Genomic DNA, 17,705 nt, shown 5'->3' on the forward strand with positions numbered 1-17,705 from the left:
AAAGAACTGGATCATCATGAACAAACGCATCGTCGTTACAGGCATGGGCGCGCTGACCCCACTTGGCTGCGGAGTCGAGCAAATATGGCAACGCCTGCTGGCAGGGCAGTCGGGGATCCGCCGGTTGCCACCGGAGCTGATCGGCGATCTGTCGATCAGCATCGGTGGCCAGGTTCCCGACCGCATCCAAGACCCGGAGGCCGGCTTCGATCCGGATCTACTGCTGGCCCCCAAAGAACAGCGCAAGATGGACCGCTTCATTCTGTTCGCCCTGGCAGCGGCCCATGAAGCGTTGACACAGGCCGGCTGGGCGCCGCAAACCCCTGAGGCGCAGGAGCGCACCGCCACCATCATCGCTTCGGGCGTGGGCGGGTTTCCGGCGATTGCCGAAGCCGTGCGGACGACTGACAGCAAGGGGCCACGGCGCCTGTCACCCTTCACCATCCCGTCATTTCTCAGCAATATGGCCGCCGGGCATGTCTCCATCCGCCATGGTCTCAAGGGGCCACTGGGGGCTCCGGTGACCGCATGTGCGGCGGGCGTCCAGGCCATCGGCGACGCTGCACGGATGATTCGCGCGGGGGAAATCGACGTAGCGCTCTGCGGCGGGACGGAGGCGGCCATTCACCGGGTCAGCCTGGCTGGCTTCGCTGCCGCACGCGCCCTCTCGAGCGATTACAACGACACCCCGGAGCGCGCCTCGCGCCCCTTCGATCAGGCCCGCGATGGTTTCGTCATGGGTGAAGGCGCCGGCCTGCTGGTCATCGAAGAGTTGCAACATGCCTTGGCACGCGGCGCCACACCCATCGCCGAGCTGGTGGGCTATGGCACCAGCGCCGACGCGTACCACATGACCGCCGGGCCCGAAGATGGCGACGGCGCCCGCCGGGCCATGCAGCAGGCATTGCGCCAAGCCGGCGTGGACGCATCCCAGGTTCAGCACCTGAATGCCCACGCCACCTCGACCCCGGTGGGCGACAAAGGCGAACTCGCGGCAATCAAAGCCCTGTTCGGCACAGACAGCGGCCTTGCGATCAGTTCGACCAAGTCCGCCACTGGCCACCTGCTGGGCGCTGCGGGGGGGATCGAGGCGATCTTCACCGTACTTGCGCTGCGCGATCAGGTAGTTCCGGCAACACTCAATCTGCAAACTCCGGATGCCGCTGCCGAAGGCCTGAACCTGATTCGCGGCCAGGCCCAGCACCTGCCCATGGAATATGCGCTGTCCAATGGCTTCGGTTTCGGCGGGGTCAACGCCAGCGTGCTGTTCCGACGCTGGATCTAAAACCGGATATTGCGTCCGGCTTCAGTGCGGTTGAGGTCTCGGCACCGAGAGGTCGAGACCTCAACATCGGGTGCCGCCAAGCTCCCCGCTGAGCGCTGGATGGCTATGCCGCAATGGTGAACGAAGCTCAGCTCGTGCGAAACTTCACCGACTCACGAATCACGAACGGTGTTGAAATGGTGCGTTTGCTTGCTGTCTCGGGAAGTCTGCGTCAGGCCTCTTCCAACTCAATTTTGCTACGCGCAGTTGAGCATCTATGCCCCGAAGGGGTACAGGTCGCACATTACGAAGGCATCGCTGAATTGCCTCACTTCAACCCGGACCTGCTCGAGGATCCCCCCGAGTCAGTCTTGGCGTTGCGCGCAATTATCGGGCAGGCGGATGGGCTGTTGGTTTCGTGCCCCGAGTACGCTCGAGGTATTCCCGGCGCATTCAAGAACATGCTCGATTGGCTGGTGAGCAGTGAAGAGTTTCCGGGCAAGCCTGTCGCGCTGTTCAACGCATCGCCCAGAGCCAGCCACGCGCAAGCGGCATTGCGGCTGGTCCTGGAAACGATGTCGGCGAGCATCATCGAGCAAGCGTCAATCACGGTTAACCTCCTGTCCAGCCAGTCGAGCGCCGAGGGCATTGCCGCCGACCCGGTGATGGGCCCGTTGATCCATACTGCGCTCGGCGCGTTTAAACGGCGTCTCGAAACTCAGGAACCTTGATGCTCCAACATCGCTTGTCGAGTGGTTGCCCGCACGCATTGATTGCCAACGCTGGCCGCCAGTGCATTCACTGGCTGGCTCTGGCGTGAACCCACGCGTTTATCGTTTCAAGGGCGCCTGGGGCGTAGGCAAGACGACCTTCCATGAGGAACCTCATCGTGGTGAACCAGGACCACTCGCTGGTGAGTTGCGTGTTGTAAGCCGCGGCCTTGAGCAGCCCATGGGTTGCATCCGGTATGACTTCAATCCGGTTGGCGGGATGGTTGCCGCCGAGCGCCTTTCGGTAGAGGGCTGCGCTGGCTTCGGGATCGACATTCAGATCGTCCGCGCCCCACAGCGCAAGCAGTGGAATGTCGAGTTTTTCCAAGGCACCGGTTGCATCTTCGTGAAGATTGCGCCGCACAAACGCCCATCGCTCTGGGCTCATACCGTCCAGAAGGGCAACCGGCGGCACCTGCGCAGCGGCAAACAAACGCTCATCGGCGGCGGCGATCCGAGCCATCGTTGCGTCGATGTCGGGCTCGGACATCCCCGTGCGTTGCAACCGTGTCCGCGTGTAATAGTCACCTTGCCGTTGCCAGGATACCGCGCCGCCGACAAGCACCAGAAAGTCCGCATCCCCCGACGCCAGGCGGGGCAGTACCCAGCCGGCTTGTGAAAACCCAAGCGCACCGACAGGAATTGCTGGCAACTTACTGCGCAGGGCAGACAACGCGCTGCGCACGTCCACGTAGCGGTCCGTCATCGACTGGCTGAGCCAATTCCCCGGCGAATCCCCAACGCCCGGTTTATCCCACGAAACAACCGCAATGCCGGCATCGAGAAGCGCGTTGATGAGTGGATCGTAACCCTGCTGCGACGTGCGATCCTGGGGGCCATCCCCGTGAACCAGAACCACTGCCGCTGTTGCTGCGTGGTCGGGCAGCCAGAGCGTGCCGGCCAGGCGCAGTCCATTTGCGTCGAATGCAAACGGTTCGCTGGCTCTGCGATCCAGACCATAAGTGTCAAGCCGCGCGAGAACAAGCAACGCGATAGCCACGATGAGACAAACGACGGCAATCAACTTTACGCGGTAACGTTTCATCCAGATTTCTTTATGCATAGTCACTCCTTTTTTTCCTTTAAAGAGTCCCGGCTGACAGGCCCGAATCTCAGTGCCAATCCCTGACGCAGTGCATGCATTTCGCAACGCCCCGTAGCGCCCTAGCGGCGCTGCTGGCTTCTCGGACGATTAACTGAACTGGCTCGCAAGCATTTCCCTGACGGCCCCGACCAAGGGCGATTCGCCAGGACGAGGGGGCAACAGGCTGAACTCAACATCCGGCAATCCCGGTAAATGGTGCGCCGACTGGCAGACCTGCGCGCCCATCGGTACTGCGGAGGCATTCAGACAAGCGACGCCCAAACCTGCCAATAACGCTGATTGCAGCCCCGCGACGCCGGACGCCGAATGCGCAACCACATAAGGCACCTCGTGAGCCTCCAAGGTCTCTCTGGCGAGGCGCTGCAGGCTGCACCCCTGCGGCAGTACCAAAAGTGGCAACGGGGTGTTTTCCTCCCGCTCAGCCTCGAACCCCGCGACCGACACCCAACGCAACGCCTCCCGTCGCACCGGCAAGCCCTCAGGCAGGCTGCGCCCGTCGAGAATTCGCATGGAAAGGCCGATATCGAATTCATCCGAATCCGCCCCGCTCTCGATTTGCATGCTCTTGCGTACCGACACATGCAGGCGAAGGTGCGGATAGCGCACTCGCAGTTTCTTCAACAGGTCGGCGATCGAGCTGGGCAGAAAGTAGTCGGTGATGGCCAGCCGCAACTCGCCGACAAAGGTCACGCCACGCACGCTTTCAAGGGCACGCTCACTCAAGGCAAGCATGTCGCGTGCGTGGACCAATAAGCGTTCGCCAGCCGGTGTCGGCCTGACGCCTTTTTTACCCCGCTCCAGCAACGTAACCCCGGTGAAGGCCTCGAGCTTGCGCAATTGCTCGCTTAACGCCGACTGCGACCGACACAACTTAGGCGCCGCCTGCGCGAGGCTGCCCGACTCCATCGCAACCGCGAAGGCTCGCAAAAGTTCCAGGTCAAAGGGGCGCATGCTCATCCTGCCGTTTTTCCGAAGGATACGATCATATCTTCCGGCTTTTCAGCACTCAACCCATTCCTTACTCTGAGCCGGACATTAACGTCCTACGAGGTCTCCAACATGCCCGGCATCACACTCAAAATCTCTGGCCAACCTGACCTTGCGCGAGTCCAGGGGATCGTTTCCCAGCTCACCGCGCTAACCTGCGACGTGCTGGAGAAACGCCCGGAGCAGACGCTGGTGATGGTGCATTTCGTGCCTCATGAGCAATGGTTCATCAACAGTTGCTCGCTGGCCGAACTGGGTTACAACTCGTTCCGGCTGGAGGTCACCATCACCGATGAGACAAACACCAAAGCGCAGAAGGCCCGCTTTCAGCGCGAGGCGTTCGCGCTATTGGCCGAGGAAATCGGCAACCTGCATCCACACTCCAACATCCACCTCATCGATTGCAGGGCCAGTGCGTATGGGTATGGCGGCGTGAGCCAGGAATACAAACATCACCATCCCTGAGCCCCAAACCCGCGACACCGGGAATGACGCGTGACCGAAGACGGGTCTTCCGATCGGTTGAGGCCGTTGAGCATCACGCGGTCTTTCCTCGTACTTCTAGGCAGCCCCGAACGCTCCCGGCGCCTGCCGAACTGACACGACTCAACCTCGTACAGTTCGGCAATCGCTCGTGGATCAGTGCTCAGCAATGGAGGGCGCGTTCATAGGCGGCCAACACGGCCTCATGCATGGCTTCGGACATCGTCGGGTGCGGCAGAATGCTTTCGATCAGTTCGGCCTCGGTGGTCTCCAGGCCTCGCGCGATGGTGTAGCCCTGGATCATTTCGGTGACCTCCTCGCCGACCATATGCGCGCCGAGCAACTCGCCGCTGTCTGCGTCGAACACCACTTTGACGAAGCCCTCCGTGGCGCCCATGGCAATCGCCTTGCCGTTGGCGGCGAAGGGGAACTTGCCGACCTTGAGGGTCTTGCCGGCACTACACGCCTGGGCTTCGGTGTAGCCGACACTGGCGACTTGCGGGTGGCTGTAGGTACAGGCCGGCACGCTGCGGGGGTCCAGTGGGTGGGGGTTCTGACCGGCGATCTTTTCGACACAGATCACGGCTTCGTGGCTGGCCTTGTGCGCCAGCCACGGCGCCCCGGCCAGATCACCAATGGCGTAGACACCCGGCTCGCCCGTGCGGCAGAACTCATCCACTAACACATGGGTGTGCTGCACCTTGACCCCTGTGCCCTCCAGCCCCAGCTCCTCGACATTGCCGACAATGCCCGCGGCCACCAGCACCACGTCAGCCTGCAGCGTCTCGTTGCTGTTGCCTTCGAGGCGCAACTGCACGGCGCCCTGCTCCACCTTGCTACCTTGCAGCGCACAGCCGGTGTACAGGCGGATACCGTCGCGAACCAGGGCCTGCGCCACATGGGCGCTGACCTCGTGGTCTTCTACCGGGAGGATCCGCTCCGCCATTTCCACCACGCTGACCTGGGCGCCCAGCGCGTGATAGAAACTGGCGAACTCGATCCCGATCGCACCGCCGCCGATGATCACCAGCCGCTTGGGTACGCTGTCCGGCACCAACGCCTGGCGGTAGCTCCAGAAATGCTTGCCATCCGGCTCCATGCCCGGCAGCACTCGGGCCCGGGCCCCGGTGGCGAGAATAATATGCGGCGCATTCAGGCTCAGCTCGCCTTGCTCCCCACTGACTTTCAGGCGCTGCGGCCCATCCAGCCGCGCATGCCCATTGAACACCTGGACGCGGTGCTTTTTCATCAACCCGCTGACCCCACGGTGCAACTGGGCGGCGACATCGCGGGAGCGCTTGACGATGGCCTTCAGGTCCGGCCTGGCCGGCCCGACCTCAATACCAAAACTGCCCGCGCTGCCGATCAGGCGCAACACGTCGGCACTGCGCAACAGGGCCTTCGTCGGAATGCAGCCCCAGTTCAGGCAGACCCCACCCAGTTGCGCCTTTTCCACCAACGCCGTGCGCAGCCCTAACTGGCTGGCGCGAATGGCCGCCACGTAACCGCCGGGGCCGCCACCGACGACGATCAGATCAAATTTCATTTCGCTCATGGGTACTCTCTCAAATCAGCATGCCCAGCGGGTTTTCCATCAGGCCCTTGAACACCGCCAACCATTGCGCAGCGAGTGCGCCATCCACGGCCCGATGATCCACCGACAACGTGCAACGCAGTACCGCACCGACCTTCAGCTCACCGTTTTCAACCACCGGTTTTTGCTGCGTCGCACCCACCGCCAGAATCGCGGCGTGGGGTGGATTGATGATCGCGCTGAACTGCTCGACGCCGAACATCCCCAGGTTGCTGATGGTGAAACTGCCGCCCTGGTATTCCTCGGGGCGCAGACGTCCGTCGCGGGCGCGCCCGGCCAACTCCGCCACCTGCGCGCTGATCTGCGAAAGGGCCTTGCTGTCGGCATTGCGCACCACGGGGGTGATCAGGCCGCTCTCGGTGGACACCGCCACGCAGACATCCGCCTGGTGGTAGCGGCGCAGCGCCGTCTCGGTCCAGGTCACATTCATCGCCGGTACTTGCTGGAGGGCGACAGCCGCCGCCTTGACGATGAAGTCGTTGATCGAAATCTTCCTCGCTGCGGTCCGGTTGACCTGCTCGCGCAGGGCCAGCAGAGGTTCCATCCGGCATTCCACATCAAGATAGAAATGCGGGACCGTGGCCTTGCTCTCCACCAGGCGCCGGGCAATGGTCTTGCGCATGCTGCTGTGGGGGATTTCATCAAAGTCGACGGTCGACACGGGCGTCGGTGCGGCCACCGCAGCGGCAACGGCGACCGCCTCGACGTCGCGTTTGACGATGCGCCCGTTCGGCCCGCTGCCCTTGAGGCTCGCCAGGTCAAGCCCCTTGGCCGCTGCCAGGCGGCGGGCCAGAGGGCTGGCGAAGATCCGCCCGCTGTGCGCGTCAATCGCAGGCGTCACCTCGGCCCGAGGCTGGAGCACCGGTGCGTCATCCACCACCGGCTCATTGGCCGCCGCCAGCGCACCGGCCTTGGCCAACAGCGCGGCAATGTCGACATCGGTTTCGCCTCTGGCAAACAGCACCCCGATCGGCGCGCCCACTTCCACTTCGCGCCCCGGTTCGACCAGGATCTTGCCCAGCACCGCATCTTCCTCGGCGGCCAGTTCGACCAAGGCCTTTTCGGTCTCGATCTCGGCAATGCAATCACCGGCGCTGATGGTGTCGCCTTCCTTGAGGGTCCAGTTCTGGATCGCGGCGTGGGTGGCGTTGGCCGACACTTCCGGCATATGTAAGAGCTTGGCCATCAGGCGCTCCTGTCGCTGAACAGATCGGGACGGTAGGCGGCGATATCGGCGTACTCCACCAGTTCCAGCACGTTGCCCTCCGGGTCGCGGCAGAACAGCGCCTTCACATCGGGGCGCAGTTGGATCGGGGCAGCCTCGGCGCAGAAGCTCGCACCGGCATTTTTCAGGTCGTCCACCAGGCTGGCGATGTCTTCGACGATGAACGTCAGGTAACTCGCATTCTGCCGGTCGAGAATCAGCCCCGGTTCAGGCCGGACCGGCGCCCGCTCAGGCGCCAGCAACTTGATCCGTTCACCGTAAGGCGTCTGCAGACGCACCACGCTGTAGCCGCCTTCGCTCAGGCCCACCAACTGCGCGGCGGCGGCCGGCATTTGCACCTGTGCGACAAAGGTGAAACCCAGCACGTCCTGATAGAAACGGCTGAGGGCCGGGAGATCGACGCAGCAAATCCCCACTTCCATTGGAACCAGCATCTTCACGCTCATTGGTGTGCCCCTTTTTCACGGATGACCTGTTGCAGGCCTTCGATCACTTCCTCGGTGCGGGCACAGGCGGCGCGCTCCAGGACTTTGGAAATACTCGGTGAGCCTTCGCCACCGGTCACGCGCTGGATCGGCTGGTCGAGCCAGTCGAAGCAACGGCGCTGCAGTTCGTCGGCCAGCCAACCGCCATAGGACGTCCCTCGGGCGCCCTGCTCGACGATCAGCACATTATTGGTCTTGCGAATACTCGCCTCGACCGTGGCCCAGTCGAAGCTGGCGCGGTCGAGGAAACGCAGGTCAATGACTTCGGCATCGATGCCGGTCTGCTCCACGGCTTCCAGGGAGTGTCCGACCATGCTCAGGTACGTGAGGATGGTCAGGTCACGGCCTTCTCGGCGCACGGCGGCGGTCCCGAATGGAATCTGATAGTCCAAGTCGTCCACCGGCACTTCGCCGCTGTGGCTGTACAGGTCGACGTGCTCGATCACCAGTACCGGGTCCTTGCAGGCCAACGCGGTGTTCATCAGGCCGATGTAGTCGAACGGCGTGGACGCGGCAACGATGCGCCAGCCCGGGTTGGTGACGTAGATGCCGGCCGGGTCCATGGAATGCTGCGAGCCGTAGCCGGTGCCCATGGCGATCTTGGTGCGCAGCACCAGCGGCACGTCACTCTGCCCGCCGAACATGTGCCGCGCCTTGCCGATCTGGTTGAACACCTGGTCGGCGGCGACCCACATGAAGTCGGGGTACATGAACTCCACCACCGGTTTGAAACGCCCGTCCAACGCCATGCCGCCACCCAGCCCGCAGAAGGCGTTCTCGCTGATCGGGGTACCGAGAATGCGCTGCGGAAAACGCTCTTTCAGGCCGCGCGTGGCGCCGTTGGTACCGCCCTTGAGACGGTGTACGTCCTCACCCATGACCACGATGCTGTCATCGGTTTCCATGCGCCGGTTCATCACGTCGGCGATGGCATCGATGAACTTGCGTTGCTGCAGGCCGCCGCGATAGGTCGCCAGTTCACAGGTCCGGGCCGTGGCCAGTTCGCTGAGGTCGCCACGAATCCCGACATCGCGAAAGTCCGGCGAGGGCCACAACTGGGGACGGATCCGTCGCTTGCCCGGTTTGCCCGCCGGGTCGGCTTCAAGCAATTCAGCCGCCGCCTGGGCCATGGCCAGCTTGATGGTTTCACGCAGATCGGCCAGGCCGGCGTCGTCGATCAGGTCGCGCTTTTTCATTTCGCGGGCCAGGCGTTCCAGCGGATCACGGGCGCGCCAGCTCTGCTCTTCTTCCTTGCTGCGGTAACCGAATGCGCTGCCGGGGAACGGACCGTTCTGATGGAAGAACCGGTACACATCGGCCTCGATGACGGTCGGTCCGTTGCCGGCGCGCATGTGCGCCAGGGCTTGCTGCATGGCCAGGTAAACCGCCAGCGGGTCCATGCCGTCGACCTTCCAGCTCGGAATATTGAAACCCAGCCCGCGTGCCGACAGGCGCGGCTCGGCAGTGGCTTCCTCAACCGTGGTGGACACCGCGTACAGGTTGTTCTCGATGAAGAAACACAGCGGCAGTTTCCAGGCCGCCGCCAGGTTCATGGTCTCCAGCACCGAACCGATGTTCACCGCGCCGTCACCGAAATAGGTGACCGCCACGGTGTCGGTCCCGGCATGCCGGTGTGCCCAGGCGGCACCGGCCGCCAGCGGCACACCACCGCCCACAATGGCGTTGGTCCCCAGGGCGCCGGCCTCGGCCCACTGCAGGTGCATCGAACCGCCCCGGCCTTTGCAGAACCCTTGGGCCAGGCCGAGAATTTCCGCCAGGGTACGTTGCAGCAGATCCTGGATGGGTGCAGTGACCGGCGCTTTCGGGTCGATACCCTCGGGCATCAGGTAGACCAACGCCTTGGCCAGGAACTGGTGATGACCACGGTGCGAGCCGTTGACTTCATCCGCCGCGCCCAGCGCAACGATCGAACCTACCGCGCCCCCTTCCTGACCGATGCTCGAATGCGCCGGACCATGCACCAGGCCTTCTCCGGCCAGTTCCAGCACGGTCTCCTCGAAGGCGCGGATCAGGTGCAACTGGCTGAGCATCGTGCCCAGCAACGCAGGGTCGGCCTGCTTCCAGTCGGCATCGGTGGAACTGAGCTCGACCCACGGCGAGGCCGGCGACAAGGCAACACTTTTCGGCATTTCACTTCTCCACAAAGAACTCGAATCGACGGGCCACGGCGGGCCGCCACAACGAAGGCGAACTAGAAACCGTTGGCGGTCCAGCCGCCGTCCGACACGTAGATCTGCCCGGTGATGAACGTCGCGCTGCTGGACGCCAGGAACAGCGCCAACTCGGCCATCTCGCCCGGCTCACCGAGGCGTTGCAACGGCGTGCGCTTGCGCAGGGCCTCGACGTCCAGGCGTCCGGCCCGTTGCAGTTCTTCCACCAGCGGTGTGCGGGTATAGCCAGGACCGATGGCGTTCATGCGGATGCCATGGCGGGCCCATTCCACTGCCAGGCACTTGGTCATGGAGACCACGGCGGCCTTGGTCGCGCAGTACGCCGTGCGATCGGCGGAGTGGGACACGCCCCACATCGACGAGGTGTTGATGATCACGCCCGCCTGCTGCTCGATCATGTGCCGGGCCGCCGCCTGGGCGCAGAAGAACACGCTGTTGAAGTTGATCTCGACGGCCCGACGCCATTCGGCCGGGCTGATATCGAGCGACGGTTTGTTGATCGATACGCCGGCGTTGTTAAGCAGCACGTCGATACGCCCGAAACAGGCCTTGGCGTGGGCAAAGGCCGCTTCAACCGCGTCTTCGTCAGCAACCGAAGCCTGGAAGCATTCGACTCGACTATTGGGGAAGGCTTCCTGCAACTCGCCCTTGGCGTCGGCCATGGCTTGAGCGTTGATATCGATCAGCAGCAAGTGCGCGCCGTTGCGAGCAAAACCTTTGGCGAGTGCCAAGCCGATACCGCTGCCACCACCGGTGACCACCACCACCTTGTCATGGATGCCGGCATAGGCGCTGTGCTGGAAAACAGCCGTTTCAGGCTGTGGTTGTACGGACGCAGGTGCTGAGCTATCTGAGTAGGACATGAGGTTCTCACTTATTTTTGTAGCTGGTCATACATTTAAAACAACTTGTCTGACCAGCTCAGAAAAACTAACCCGCACTGCGGGGTCTGTCAAAGGAAATTGTTACCGGAATAGTCGGCATATCGATCAGAACAGCGCCAGGCTGTAGCTGACGATAAGTCGGTTATCGTCGACTGACGGACCGAAACTGGAACGCACCATGGCGTTTCTCCAGCGCAGGCCCAGGTTCTTCAGCGCGCCGCTCTGGATCACATAGGACACGTCAAAATCGCGCTCCCATTCCTTGCCGTCGTTGCTGCCCGCCACCAGTACGTTGTCGCCACTGACGTAACGCACGAAGGTCGTCAGCCCTGGCACCCCCATGGCGGCAAAGTTGTAGTCGTATCGCAGCTGCCAGGCTTTCTCTTGGGCGGAGGCGAAATTGCGCACCTGGATATCACTGGGCAGCACGGTGGTGGTCGGGCTTAGCCAGATGGTCCCGTCTTCGCCGTACATGCGCTGCCAGGCGGCCATCAGCGTGTGCCCGCCATGTGCCGCGCTGAGGGTGCTGTAGAACGAGCGGTTGTCGATTTTGCCGGCCTTGGCCTGGCCTTGTTCCTCGGAGTCGAGCAGGCCGACGGTGGTCCCAAGCGTCCAGGCACCGACCGGTTGCTTGTGGGCGAACTGGACTAAGCGTTGGCGATAGATATCCTCCAGTTCTGCGCCCCAGAGGCCGAGCATGGTCCGCTCCTGGTTGAAGCGGTACTCGCCACCCAGGTAGTTGTAGCGGTCGGACGTGGCGAACGAGCGGCCATCAATAAACAGGTCTTCGCGGTTACTGGAGTTGCGCTGAGTGAATGAGCGCATCTGCCCGGCATTGAGGGTCAGCCCGGTGATTTCTTTCGAAGTCAGCATCGCCCCCTGAAAGGTTTGCGGCAGCAACCGCGCATCGTTGTACTGGAGGATGGGCAGGCTCGGCAGCAGCTCCCCGACTTTCAGCTCGGTCTTCGACAGTTTCAGTTTGAGCGCAGCGCCCAGGCTGGAGAAATCATCCGCCGAGCCTTTGCCGTCCGCCGGCAACAACAGGCTGCCAGCACGCCCACTGCCGCTGTCGAGTTTGACCCCGAGACGGCCGATCAGATCGACGCCGACACCCACGGTGCCTTGGGTGTAGCCGGACTGTGCGTTAAGCAGAAAGCCCTGCGCCCACTCCTCGCTCTTGGCCTGGGCGGCACCGCTGTCGCGAAAGTCACGGTTGAAGTAGAAGTTGCGCATCAGCACGTTGGCCGTTGCACCTTCGATAAAGCCCTGCTCCTGGGCCAGGACCAGGCCCGGCAAGACGCTGAGCAACAGCAGGGGTTGTACGGTGATGTAGTTAGGCAGGCTCATTTTTATTGTTTTTCCCGGTGGATTTAAAACGCAGAACCCCCTGGCAAGCACACGTGCTGCCACACAATCGGGGGGGAAATTGGCAGGCGAACCTGCCGGGTTGAACATGCTGGCGGTCGGTCTAGACCGCCAACCATTCCTTCATCAAATTCGCATCGTCGGTCAGCGCCTGCGGCGTGCCCTCGAAGACAATCCGCCCATGCCCCATCACGCAGACTCGCGACGAGACCTTAAGCGCGATGGTCAGCTTCTGTTCCACCAGCAGGATCGAAACCCCACGTCGGTGGATCTCGCGAATAGCCTCGGCGACGACGGCCACAATCTTCGGCGCCAGGCCTTCGGTGGGTTCATCGATCAGCAGCACTCTGGGGCAGCCCAGCAACGACCGGCACAGGGTGAGCATCTGCTGTTCGCCCCCCGAAAGGTTGCCCGCGCCAGTGTTACGGCGCTCGCGCAGCCGCGGGAAAAACTCGAACATCTGCTCGACGGTCCACGCAGTGGCGCCGTCGGTGGGCGCTTGCTGGCCCATGCGCAGGTTTTCCTCGACGCTGAGGTTGGCGAAGACCTCACGTTCCTCCGGGACGAACCCGATGCCGGCACGGCTGATGCGATAGGGGCGCAGCCCGGTCAACTCGCGCCCGGCCAACTGCACGCTGCCGGCACTGGGCGGCACCAGGCCCATGACCGCTTTCATGGTGGTCGAGCGCCCGGCGCCGTTGCGCCCGAGCAGGCTCACCACCTCGTTGTGACCGATGTGCAGATCGACCCCATGCAATACATGGCTCTTGCCGTAATGCACATGCAGGTCGCTGATCGACAGCAGGTTTTGCGAAGTAGGGTTCATGCACATTGCTCCTCACCCAGGTAGGCTTCCTGCACCCGACGATCTGCGCGGATCTGGTCCGGTGTACCGGTGGCGATGACTTCGCCGTAGACCAGCACACTGATGCGGTCGCACAGGGAGAACACCACGTCCATGTCATGTTCGACGATCAGCAGCGAACGCCCCTGGGTCACCTCGCGGATCAGGTTCAGGGCGTAATCGGTTTCTTCATGGGACATGCCCGCCATCGGCTCGTCGAGCAAGATCACCCGAGGGTCACAGGCCAGGGTCATGCCGATCTCCAAGGCGCGCTGTTCGGAGTAAGAGAGTTCGGCCGCGCACACCGTTTGCTTGTCCTGTAGCCGCACCTGTTCGAGCAGTTGCTCAGTCTGCTCGCGCACCTCGGGGTAACGCTGCACGGAGCGCCAGAAGTGGTATTGCATCCGGTGCTTGCGCATCACCGCGATGCGCAGGTTTTCGAACACCGAGAGCCCGGGAAAAATGTTGGTGATCTGGAACGAGCGCGACAACCCCAGGTGATTGATGTGCTGTGGCGAGTAGCCCTGGATCGCTTCCGCGCCCAGGAGGATCTGCCCGCTACTGGGCTGCAACTGCCCGGAGATCAGATGGAACAAGGTCGATTTGCCGGCCCCGTTGGGACCGATCACCGCATGACGTTCACCGGCACGCAATTCAAGCTGCGCACCCCGAATGATGTGAGCCTCGCCAAACGACTTATGCACATCGCGTAACTGCAGGATCGCATCGCTCATGGTTGTTCTCCTTCGACCCGAGGCCTGAGTGCGGCGGCGTTGACCACCGGTTCGTCATCCAGCAGGCGCAGCCATTGGTGGCGGGCCAGTTTCAGGACCAACAGCCCGGCCACCCCCAAGAGCAACGGCGTGGCCCAGGTCAGCAGCGCGCCCGGCAGCCATTCGCGGCCGAACAGGCTGATCGCCGGCCAGGCTTGGTCCGTCATCAACAGGGCCTGATAGTCCTGGCTGAATACGCGTTGCAACGTCTCGATCAAAAACACCACCGCCAGGCTCAACACCCCAGCGCCAAGCAGCGCCGAGAACGCCGCCGGGATGATCGCCAGCCAACCGCGCCGACGGATCTGCGCGCTCCAGCACAGCACCAGCCCGGCCAGGCCGCTGGGCATGAACATCATCACCAGTACGAACAACAGGCCCTGATACAGCAACCAGGATTGCGTGAGGTCAGAGGCGGCGTTGCCAAAGAACGTCATCAGGGCAGCGCCGAGCACCGGCCCGAGGAACACGTTGACGCCGCCGATGTAGGTGTTGAGTACCACTTCGGCAGAAAAACGCATGTCGAACAGCACGTAGTTGGCCGACTCCAGGTTCAGTGCTTGCAAGCCACCGGCAATACCGGCAAACATCGCCGACAAGGCAAACACCAGCACTCGCAAGCGGTGAACGTTGTAGCCCAGGAACTGCAGGCGGTGGCCGTTCTCGCGCAAGGCGAACGTCAGGCGCCCCATGGGCGTCAGCGTGAAGGCGTAGAGCAAGGCAATCGACAGCACCACCCAACCCAGCGTCAGGTAATACACTTGGGTCGCGTCACCGAAATCCAGGCCCCAGGCAGGGGCGCGCATGGACGAAATACCCGCCTCGCCGCCAAACAGCGTATTCAGGTGCGGGGCCAGGGAATGCAGCAACTCGGCCAGCGCCAGGGTGATCATGGAGAAGTAGACGCCTGCCCGTTTAGTGGCGAACCAACCGGCGCAGAGGCCGCAGATAAAGCCGCCCATGGCACCGATCAGCGGCAGCAACGGTGTCGGCAGCAGGCCTTGGCCATTGAGCGCACTCATCGCATGCAATGTAGCGAACGACCCCACGCCGAAGTACGCCGCATGACCGAACGAAAGCATGCCGCCCTGCCCGCACAACAAGTTGAAGGCACAGGCAAACAAGGCCGCGATAAGCATCTGGATGGCCGCGTTGACCATCGCCGCCGGCAGGATGGCGGGCAGCACCAGCAGGGCCAGCAACAGCACCGCCAGGAGGATATTCGTCAGTTTCATGGTTTACCCCTTCTCGCCCATCAACCCGGACGGCCGGATCAGCAAAATCAGCAGCATCAGCGCAAACGGAATGGTTGCCGCCACACTGGATACCTTGAGGGTCATCAACCCGCCCATCTGCTGCGCCCAGTCACCTGCCCCCAGCAAACCCAGGAGTGAAGCCAGGCTGAGGTCCACACCCACCGCGAACGAAGAAATCAGCCCGATCAGCAGCGACGCGATCATGGCCCCGGCCATCGAACCCAGGCCGCCAACCACCACCACGACAAACACGATGACCCCCAGCTCCAGGGCCATGTTCGGGTTGGTGGTGTAGAACGCCCCAGCCAGAGCCCCGGCCAGGCCGGCCAGTGCCGCGCCGATGCCGAACACGGCCATGAACACCAGCGGGACGTTGTGCCCCAGGGCCTCGGCCATTTGTGGACGATGAATCGCCGCCCGCACCACGATGCCGACCCGAGTGCGGGTCAACAGCAGGTAGATCAGGCCGAACACCAGCAGCGAGACCACACCCATCAACAAGCGATAGAACGGATAGTCGGTGCTGAACACCTGGAAGGCGGCAAAGTTGAGGAACTCTGGAACTCGGTATTCGACGGAAAAGTTGCCGTAAAACAACTTGATCAGTTCAGCAATGATGAACGTCAGGCCGAAGGTGAGCAGCAGTTCATGAGCATGGCCATGTTTGTGTACGCGGCGCAGGAAGAAGCGCTCGACGATCACGCCGAGCAGGCCCACGAGCACGGTCGAGAGCACTACCGCAGTCGTGAAGCCGACAACCTTCTGCAGGGTGTAGGCCAGGTAGGCGCCCACCATATAGAAGGAGGCATGGGCGAAATTGAGCACGCCCATCATGCCGAAAATCAGCGTCAGGCCGGCGGAAACCATAAACAGCAGCAGGCCGTAGATCACGCCGTTAAGCAGTGAAACTGTGAGAAATTCCATAGGCGACTCCAGCGTTCGCGATGGGCAGGAAGGCGTGCCGCTCGGCACGCCAGGCGGCGTCACTCGGGTCGTTGCATCCGGCAGGCATCCTGGACAGGCGCTGCGGCTTCATCGGCACTGAACGACTTGATCGGCACAAAGCCCATGTCGGTGCCGTCAACCTTGTAGCGCGCCTCCTTCGACACCACCGACACCACGAACGGCATCAGCAGTTGGTGATCCTCGGCACGCATCCGCACGTCACCCAATGGGTTGCGGTCGCTGGCCTGTTCCAGGGCCAGGGCGAAACTGCGGGTATTGAGACGGCCATCTTCGGCCGGCAGCTTCTTCAGCACATTGCCGACCATCTGCAAGGCAAATACCGTCTGTGGCTCGATGTAGGCTGGCAGGTGCCCGGTCTTGGCCTGATACTCGCTGGCAAATTTTTCGCCCTGCTCGCCCGCCGCCTCAATGTTGAACGGGTGGGAAACGTAGTGCCCCAGCGCGACATCGCCGGCGTTGGCGAGGTTGCCCGGCTGATCGAGAAAGGCCGTGCCGAAGCGCAGCTTCAGGCCGGCGGCGCGGCTGGCTTTCATCAGCAGCAACAGGTCGTTGCCCCAGTTGCCGGTCAGCACGGTTTCTGCGCCGGAGGCCTGGATGCGAGCGATATAGGGCGAAAAATCCTGCACCTTCTGCGTGTCGTGCAGGCTTTTACCCACCAACTGATAACCGCCAGCCGCGGCGTTTTCAGTGATGGATTTTTCCATGTCCTGGCCCCAGCTGTAGTTCTGGTTCATGGAATAGACTTTGCTGCCCAGGGTGCCCGCCTCTTTCATTGCCGCGACCAGGGTCTTGACCCGGATCGGTGCGTTACCGTTGAAGCGGAAGTGATAGAAGTGGCATTTGCTGCCGGTCAGTTCAAGCGCTTCACCACCGACGTTGAGGAACACCACCTCCTTGCCCTTATTGCGCAGGTTGTACTTGCGCACGTCTTCGGTGATCTGCCCGGCAGCCACTGACGAAGCCCCTTGGACAATCATTTGCGCGCCGCTGCCAATGGCGGCCTTGAGTTTCTCGGAGGCGCCCGCGGGGGTCCCCTGGCTGTCGAACTCAAGGAGCTGGATCGGTTCGCCGTTCCAACCACCCTCGGCATTCAGCCGTTCGATCTGAAAACGCGTGGCGGCGCGGAACATTTGCCCGGTGGCGGCCGACGGCCCCGACAGGGTCTCGACCAACGCCACTTTCAAAGGATCAGCGCAGGCGATACCGGCGAACAGGGTCGTGCCGAGGGTGAGCAGACGCAGCGTGGTCTTGGTGTGCATGGAAACCTCGAATTTTTATTGTTATTTGCAATCTGGTAGTACATCAGCAAGTACATGTCTGACCAGTTGGCGAAAATTACGTCAAGCCTGCCGCGAAGTCAAAGCACTCCTACCACGATTTATGCATTTATTTTTTATAAATGCACCTGCGGGCCTTTAAAACAGACAACTCCACCCTGGATTATTTTTTCAAACACTTGTAAGACCACAGCTCAATCCGTCACTATCAACAGCTCATCACATCAATGCCCGT

Annotated in this window: 16 protein-coding genes; 3 read left to right on the forward strand and 13 right to left on the reverse strand. The window is 62.3% G+C overall.

What is annotated here, in order from left to right; translation table 11 throughout:
• Positions 1-16: 16 nt before the first annotated feature.
• Together fabF and LQ249_RS27010 are read left to right on the forward strand one after the other, a co-directional pair.
• Positions 17-1,285, forward strand: a complete 1,269-nt coding sequence (gene fabF / locus LQ249_RS27005) for a beta-ketoacyl-ACP synthase II (RefSeq protein ID WP_046382015.1) — start codon at positions 17-19, stop codon at positions 1,283-1,285.
• Between the two features lie 113 nt (positions 1,286-1,398).
• Positions 1,399-1,995 (forward strand): NADPH-dependent FMN reductase, encoded by a 597-nt coding sequence (locus LQ249_RS27010; RefSeq protein WP_232566022.1) that lies wholly within the window; start codon positions 1,399-1,401, stop codon positions 1,993-1,995.
• Between the two features lie 67 nt (positions 1,996-2,062).
• Here LQ249_RS27010 and LQ249_RS27015 read toward each other — a convergent pair whose 3' ends face one another.
• Positions 2,063-3,097 carry an alpha/beta hydrolase family protein gene (locus tag LQ249_RS27015; RefSeq protein ID WP_232566023.1) on the reverse strand — a complete coding sequence of 345 codons (1,035 nt, stop codon included), beginning with the start codon at positions 3,095-3,097 and terminating at the stop codon, positions 2,063-2,065.
• Between the two features lie 129 nt (positions 3,098-3,226).
• The gene (locus tag LQ249_RS27020) at positions 3,227-4,090 is read right to left on the reverse strand and encodes a LysR family transcriptional regulator (RefSeq protein ID WP_128191713.1); all 864 of its coding nucleotides are present in this window, start codon (positions 4,088-4,090) and stop codon (positions 3,227-3,229) included.
• A 108-nt stretch (positions 4,091-4,198) separates the two neighbouring features.
• Between LQ249_RS27020 and LQ249_RS27025 the strand changes: the two genes are divergently transcribed.
• Positions 4,199-4,591 carry a tautomerase family protein gene (locus LQ249_RS27025; RefSeq protein WP_017847336.1) on the forward strand — a complete coding sequence of 131 codons (393 nt, stop codon included), beginning with the start codon at positions 4,199-4,201 and terminating at the stop codon, positions 4,589-4,591.
• 181 nt (positions 4,592-4,772) lie between these two features.
• Here the strand turns inward: LQ249_RS27025 and lpdA are convergent, their stop codons facing one another.
• The 11 genes from lpdA to LQ249_RS27080 all read right to left on the reverse strand — a co-directional run bounded on the left by lpdA (position 4,773) and on the right by LQ249_RS27080 (position 17,452).
• On the reverse strand, positions 4,773-6,164 hold the full coding sequence (gene lpdA, locus LQ249_RS27030; RefSeq protein ID WP_169882190.1) for a dihydrolipoyl dehydrogenase: 1,392 nt from the start codon (positions 6,162-6,164) through the stop codon (positions 4,773-4,775).
• Between the two features lie 10 nt (positions 6,165-6,174).
• Positions 6,175-7,389: a pyruvate dehydrogenase complex dihydrolipoamide acetyltransferase gene (locus tag LQ249_RS27035; protein WP_046382012.1), complete on the reverse strand. Its 1,215-nt coding sequence runs from the start codon at positions 7,387-7,389 to the stop codon at positions 6,175-6,177.
• The gene (locus tag LQ249_RS27040; RefSeq protein WP_046382011.1) at positions 7,389-7,874 is read right to left on the reverse strand and encodes a VOC family protein; all 486 of its coding nucleotides are present in this window, start codon (positions 7,872-7,874) and stop codon (positions 7,389-7,391) included. Before LQ249_RS27040 ends, LQ249_RS27035 begins: the two co-directional genes overlap by 1 nt.
• Entirely contained in the window at positions 7,871-10,063 is a 2,193-nt protein-coding gene (locus LQ249_RS27045; RefSeq protein WP_057005097.1) for an alpha-ketoacid dehydrogenase subunit alpha/beta, read from the reverse strand. Before LQ249_RS27045 ends, LQ249_RS27040 begins: the two co-directional genes overlap by 4 nt.
• A gap of 62 nt (positions 10,064-10,125) precedes the next feature.
• On the reverse strand, positions 10,126-10,968 hold the full coding sequence (locus LQ249_RS27050; RefSeq protein ID WP_079444744.1) for an SDR family NAD(P)-dependent oxidoreductase: 843 nt from the start codon (positions 10,966-10,968) through the stop codon (positions 10,126-10,128).
• A 126-nt stretch (positions 10,969-11,094) separates the two neighbouring features.
• Positions 11,095-12,342 carry an OprD family porin gene (locus LQ249_RS27055; RefSeq protein ID WP_371928143.1) on the reverse strand — a complete coding sequence of 416 codons (1,248 nt, stop codon included), beginning with the start codon at positions 12,340-12,342 and terminating at the stop codon, positions 11,095-11,097.
• Between the two features lie 115 nt (positions 12,343-12,457).
• Positions 12,458-13,180 carry an ABC transporter ATP-binding protein gene (locus tag LQ249_RS27060; RefSeq protein WP_046382008.1) on the reverse strand — a complete coding sequence of 241 codons (723 nt, stop codon included), beginning with the start codon at positions 13,178-13,180 and terminating at the stop codon, positions 12,458-12,460.
• Entirely contained in the window at positions 13,177-13,932 is a 756-nt protein-coding gene (locus LQ249_RS27065; protein WP_046382007.1) for an ABC transporter ATP-binding protein, read from the reverse strand. Before LQ249_RS27065 ends, LQ249_RS27060 begins: the two co-directional genes overlap by 4 nt.
• On the reverse strand, positions 13,929-15,206 hold the full coding sequence (locus tag LQ249_RS27070) for a branched-chain amino acid ABC transporter permease (RefSeq protein WP_108525485.1): 1,278 nt from the start codon (positions 15,204-15,206) through the stop codon (positions 13,929-13,931). The genes LQ249_RS27065 and LQ249_RS27070 overlap by 4 nt, the downstream gene beginning before the upstream one ends.
• Positions 15,207-15,209: 3 nt before the next feature.
• Positions 15,210-16,151 (reverse strand): branched-chain amino acid ABC transporter permease, encoded by a 942-nt coding sequence (locus tag LQ249_RS27075; protein WP_046382005.1) that lies wholly within the window; start codon positions 16,149-16,151, stop codon positions 15,210-15,212.
• A 59-nt stretch (positions 16,152-16,210) separates the two neighbouring features.
• Positions 16,211-17,452: a branched-chain amino acid ABC transporter substrate-binding protein gene (locus LQ249_RS27080; protein ID WP_052735750.1), complete on the reverse strand. Its 1,242-nt coding sequence runs from the start codon at positions 17,450-17,452 to the stop codon at positions 16,211-16,213.
• Positions 17,453-17,705: the final 253 nt, after the last annotated feature.

Source organism: Pseudomonas sp. 7-41 (assembly GCF_021233075.1).
In the GTDB taxonomy this organism is placed as follows: Bacteria; Pseudomonadota; Gammaproteobacteria; order Pseudomonadales; family Pseudomonadaceae; genus Aquipseudomonas; species Aquipseudomonas veronii.

Excerpts from the sequence above, each read along its gene's own strand:
- LQ249_RS27050 (WP_079444744.1), bottom strand. The coding sequence starts at position 10,968 with ATGTCCTACTCAGATAGCTCAGCACCTGCGTCCGTACAACCACAGCCT.
- LQ249_RS27060 (WP_046382008.1), bottom strand. The coding sequence starts at position 13,180 with ATGAACCCTACTTCGCAAAACCTGCTGTCGATCAGCGACCTGCATGTG.
- LQ249_RS27045 (WP_057005097.1), bottom strand. The coding sequence starts at position 10,063 with ATGCCGAAAAGTGTTGCCTTGTCGCCGGCCTCGCCGTGGGTCGAGCTC.
- fabF (WP_046382015.1), top strand. The coding sequence starts at position 17 with ATGAACAAACGCATCGTCGTTACAGGCATGGGCGCGCTGACCCCACTT.
- LQ249_RS27075 (WP_046382005.1), bottom strand. The coding sequence starts at position 16,151 with ATGGAATTTCTCACAGTTTCACTGCTTAACGGCGTGATCTACGGCCTG.
- LQ249_RS27020 (WP_128191713.1), bottom strand. The coding sequence starts at position 4,090 with ATGCGCCCCTTTGACCTGGAACTTTTGCGAGCCTTCGCGGTTGCGATG.
- LQ249_RS27065 (WP_046382007.1), bottom strand. The coding sequence starts at position 13,932 with ATGAGCGATGCGATCCTGCAGTTACGCGATGTGCATAAGTCGTTTGGC.
- LQ249_RS27010 (WP_232566022.1), top strand. The coding sequence starts at position 1,399 with ATGGTGAACGAAGCTCAGCTCGTGCGAAACTTCACCGACTCACGAATC.
- lpdA (WP_169882190.1), bottom strand. The coding sequence starts at position 6,164 with ATGAGCGAAATGAAATTTGATCTGATCGTCGTCGGTGGCGGCCCCGGC.
- LQ249_RS27040 (WP_046382011.1), bottom strand. The coding sequence starts at position 7,874 with ATGAGCGTGAAGATGCTGGTTCCAATGGAAGTGGGGATTTGCTGCGTC.
- LQ249_RS27070 (WP_108525485.1), bottom strand. The coding sequence starts at position 15,206 with ATGAAACTGACGAATATCCTCCTGGCGGTGCTGTTGCTGGCCCTGCTG.
- LQ249_RS27035 (WP_046382012.1), bottom strand. The coding sequence starts at position 7,389 with ATGGCCAAGCTCTTACATATGCCGGAAGTGTCGGCCAACGCCACCCAC.
- LQ249_RS27015 (WP_232566023.1), bottom strand. The coding sequence starts at position 3,097 with ATGCATAAAGAAATCTGGATGAAACGTTACCGCGTAAAGTTGATTGCC.
- LQ249_RS27080 (WP_052735750.1), bottom strand. The coding sequence starts at position 17,452 with ATGCACACCAAGACCACGCTGCGTCTGCTCACCCTCGGCACGACCCTG.
- LQ249_RS27025 (WP_017847336.1), top strand. The coding sequence starts at position 4,199 with ATGCCCGGCATCACACTCAAAATCTCTGGCCAACCTGACCTTGCGCGA.